This window comes from Poseidonibacter sp. (assembly GCF_041821165.1).
Taxonomy (GTDB): Bacteria; Campylobacterota; Campylobacteria; order Campylobacterales; family Arcobacteraceae; genus Poseidonibacter.
This window is the reverse complement of the sequence record NZ_JBGUES010000165.1, coordinates 2,007-5,285: the sequence shown is the minus strand read 5'-3', so window position 1 is coordinate 5,285 and position 3,279 is coordinate 2,007. Positions and strand designations below refer to the sequence as shown.

The window sequence follows — 3,279 nt, the reverse complement described above, 5'->3', positions numbered from 1 at the left end:
ACTGCTAAAACATTAATTCCTTGGAGAAAAGGCCCTTTTAAAATATTTGGTTTAGAAATTGATAGCGAGTGGCAAAGTAATATTAAATACAATTTAATACGTCCACATTTTAATCTAAAAGATAAAGTTGTTGCAGATATTGGATGTAATAATGGATATTATATGTTTAGAATGCTTGAAGATAAACCAAAAAGATTAGTAGGTTTTGATCCTGCACCTTTAACACTTCATCAATTTGAGTTTGTTAATCACTTTGTGAAATCAGATATTACTTATGAAATGTTAGGGGTTGAGCATTTAGAGTATTATAATCATAAATTTGATTTTATTTTTATGTTAGGTGTTTTATATCATAGACCAGATCCTGTTGGGACATTAAAATCACTTGCACGTGGACTTAATTCAAAAGGTGAAATTTTAATTGATACTTTTATGATTGATGGAGAAGATGAAATATGCTTAACTCCAAATAAAAGATATTCTAAAATACCAAATATCTATTTTATTCCTACAATTTCAGCTTTAACAAATTGGTTAAGTAGAGCAGGGTTTGAAGATATGGAAGTTATTGCTACAACTGTTACAAGTAGTGAAGAACAAAGAAAGACACCTTGGTCATTTGATCAAAGTTTAGAGGATTTTTTAGATCCAAATGATAGAACTAAAACGATTGAAGGATATCCAGCTCCAAAAAGAGTTTATATGAAAGCAAGAAAGATACAATAGATTAAAATAAATCTATTGTATCATCAGCTCGTAAATCAGAAAATCTAAATAATTGACTTCTTCCTTTATTTTTTGCTTCATAAAGTGCAATATCAACATTTTTAATTGAATCTGTAATTGTAAACTCATCTTCTGAATCAAAAGTATCAAAACCAATACATATAGTTTTTTTAAGTATCTGTTTTGTCTCTTCGTCTACAATAATCTCTATATTTGCAAAATCACTCATAATTTTATTTGCTATTTCTTCTGCTTGATATTGAGCATTGCAATTTACAAGTGAAACTAAAAATTCATCACCATTTAATCTAGCAACCATATCAAACTCATTTATATTTGAGTGAATTACTTTTGCAAGTTCAATTAAAACTTTATCTCCAACATCATAATTAAACTCATCAATTACAGCTTTAAAACGATCAATTCCAATCATTAAGAAGAATATTTTTCTTTGTTTGTTTTTTGATAAAGAAAGATTTTTTGATAAGTTTTCAATTAGATAATTTCTATTATAAACTTTTGTTACAGAATCTAGTGATGATGATTCAATAAAGTTCTTTTTTATTATTCCATTTTGAATTATTGGTGAGATAATAAAAAATGCAGTTTCAATATTGTCATATTTCTCTTGTAAAATATGATAATGAACTTTTGATGTTGCACTAAAAGAAACTGTTGCATTTAAGTTTGTATGTGTATTAATGATAAAAAAACATGATAAGTCATCATCTAATAAAAATTCTTCGCCTCTTACTAATATCTCTTCTCTTGTATTTTTATTTATATCAAAAAGTGCAAAATTAACATTATCAATATTGTATGTTTCATTTAGCCAAGTGTATAGATCCTCGGCTATTTGTTTTATATTTGAAGCAAATTGCAATTGTTCATATAAAGTAAAGATATTTTCTAGGGTTTTTACATCATTTTCGTTATTTGCTGATGATAGAATTAAATCTATAAGTTTACTTTTCATTCTTATCCTTAAAAAAAATCTATCGTATTTGTTTCTTCTTTATTATATTTAAATGTCTGACTACGACCTTTATTTCTTGCTTCATATAAAGCAATATCAGCATTTCTAATTATTTCATCTATATCAGAAGCATCATCTGGATAAATAGAAATCCCACTACAAACTGTCTTTTTAAGAGCTTGTTCTGTTTGTGAATTAACTAATACTTCTTTTTTAGAAAAGTTGTTTATAATCTTTTCTGAAATCATAATAGCATTATCTTCATTAACGATATTTAAAAGTATTACTAAAAATTCATCACTATCAATTTTTATTACAATATCAGAGGTTCTAACATTTTCATTTAAAGTATCTGCTAAAGTCTTAAGTACCTTATCTCCAATAGCATAATCAAATTCATCAATAACTGCTTTGAATTGATCAATTCCTATTTTTAAAAATGCAATCTTTTTTTGTTCTCTTTGTGATAAACTAAGTAGATTATGTGCATAATTATCTAAATAAGTTCTATTATACGAACCTGTTACTTGGTCAATAAGTGATAGTTCTGAAATTGATTTTTCTAAATATTTATTATACAAAGATTGAGAAAATATTTGAAGTGTTAACTTTATACTAAATAGAGTATGTTCAATCTCTTTTCTATTCTCTTCATTTTTTGCAGTAATTAAATACATAACTTCTGAATTTTGGCTTTGAGGAAATGTTAGATTAATTTGGTATGATAAATCTAACTCTTTTGTAGATTCAAATAAAACTCTATCTTGATTTTGACTTCTAAAAGATATTTTTAATTCATAAATATTATAATCTTCTTTTAAATAATCAAAAATTTTATTGTAAACTTTTCCTGAATCTTCTAATAATTTTAACTTTTCATTCTCTTTTATAATTATTTCAAATAATTGACTCATAAACAGTAACCCTTTATATAGATGCTTCCCATTGTTTAAGTGTTGGAATCTCACTATTTAATGTTGTTTTATCTCCATGTCCTGGATAAATATGGAAATCATTATCCCATTGAAGAATTTTACTAATACTTTGTTTCATTAATTTTGCATCAGACATAGGGAAATCAAATCTTCCTATTGTACCTTTAAATATAAAATCACCTGTAAATAAATGTTCATTGATCTGAATAGCAGAACAACCAGGAGTATGTCCAGGGAAATGATGAAATTTTATTTTAATACCCTCAATTTCAATTTCTTCATCAGGTTTGATTAGTATATCAGCATAAGAAGCTGGCATTCCTAATCCATAAGGATCACTTGTAAGCATAAACTCATCATCTCTTGGAGTATATAGCTTAATATCATATAATTCTTTTACTTCTTGATTTGACCAGATATGATCGAAATGTCCATGTGTATTTAATACAGCAACTGGATTTGTAACATGAGTTTTAATCCATTTAGTAGCACCTACACCTGGATCAATAATTAAATCTTTATTTTCTATTGTGATTATGTAGCAATTTGTTTGATAATCACCCATTGCTTGAACTTTTATATCCATTTTAAACCTTATTCGCTAAAATTCATAAATTATATCAAAAAAGAGGTTATGTATGG

4 protein-coding genes are annotated in these 3,279 nt (G+C 26.0%); 1 reads left to right on the top strand and 3 read right to left on the bottom strand.

The annotated features are described in order from the left end of the window. Nucleotides 1–726 (top strand): tRNA 5-methoxyuridine(34)/uridine 5-oxyacetic acid(34) synthase CmoB (gene cmoB, locus ACERKK_RS11000; RefSeq protein ID WP_373773123.1); only part of this gene is annotated, 726 nt, incomplete at its 5' end. A 1-nt stretch (nt 727) separates the two neighbouring features. On the opposite strand, the gene ACERKK_RS10995 is transcribed toward cmoB, so the two are convergent. The 3 genes from ACERKK_RS10995 to ACERKK_RS10985 are packed head-to-tail and all read right to left on the bottom strand — an operon-like array spanning nt 728 to nt 3,223. After that, nucleotides 728–1,702, bottom strand: coding sequence for a GGDEF domain-containing protein (locus tag ACERKK_RS10995; RefSeq protein ID WP_373773122.1), 975 nt, complete (start codon nt 1,700–1,702; stop codon nt 728–730). Between the two features lie 8 nt (nt 1,703–1,710). Next, nucleotides 1,711–2,616: a GGDEF domain-containing protein gene (locus ACERKK_RS10990; protein WP_373773121.1), complete on the bottom strand. Its 906-nt coding sequence runs from the start codon at nt 2,614–2,616 to the stop codon at nt 1,711–1,713. Nucleotides 2,617–2,629: 13 nt separating this feature from the next. Beyond that, entirely contained in the window at nt 2,630–3,223 is a 594-nt protein-coding gene (locus tag ACERKK_RS10985) for an MBL fold metallo-hydrolase (protein ID WP_373773120.1), read from the bottom strand. Nucleotides 3,224–3,279 lie beyond the last annotated feature (56 nt).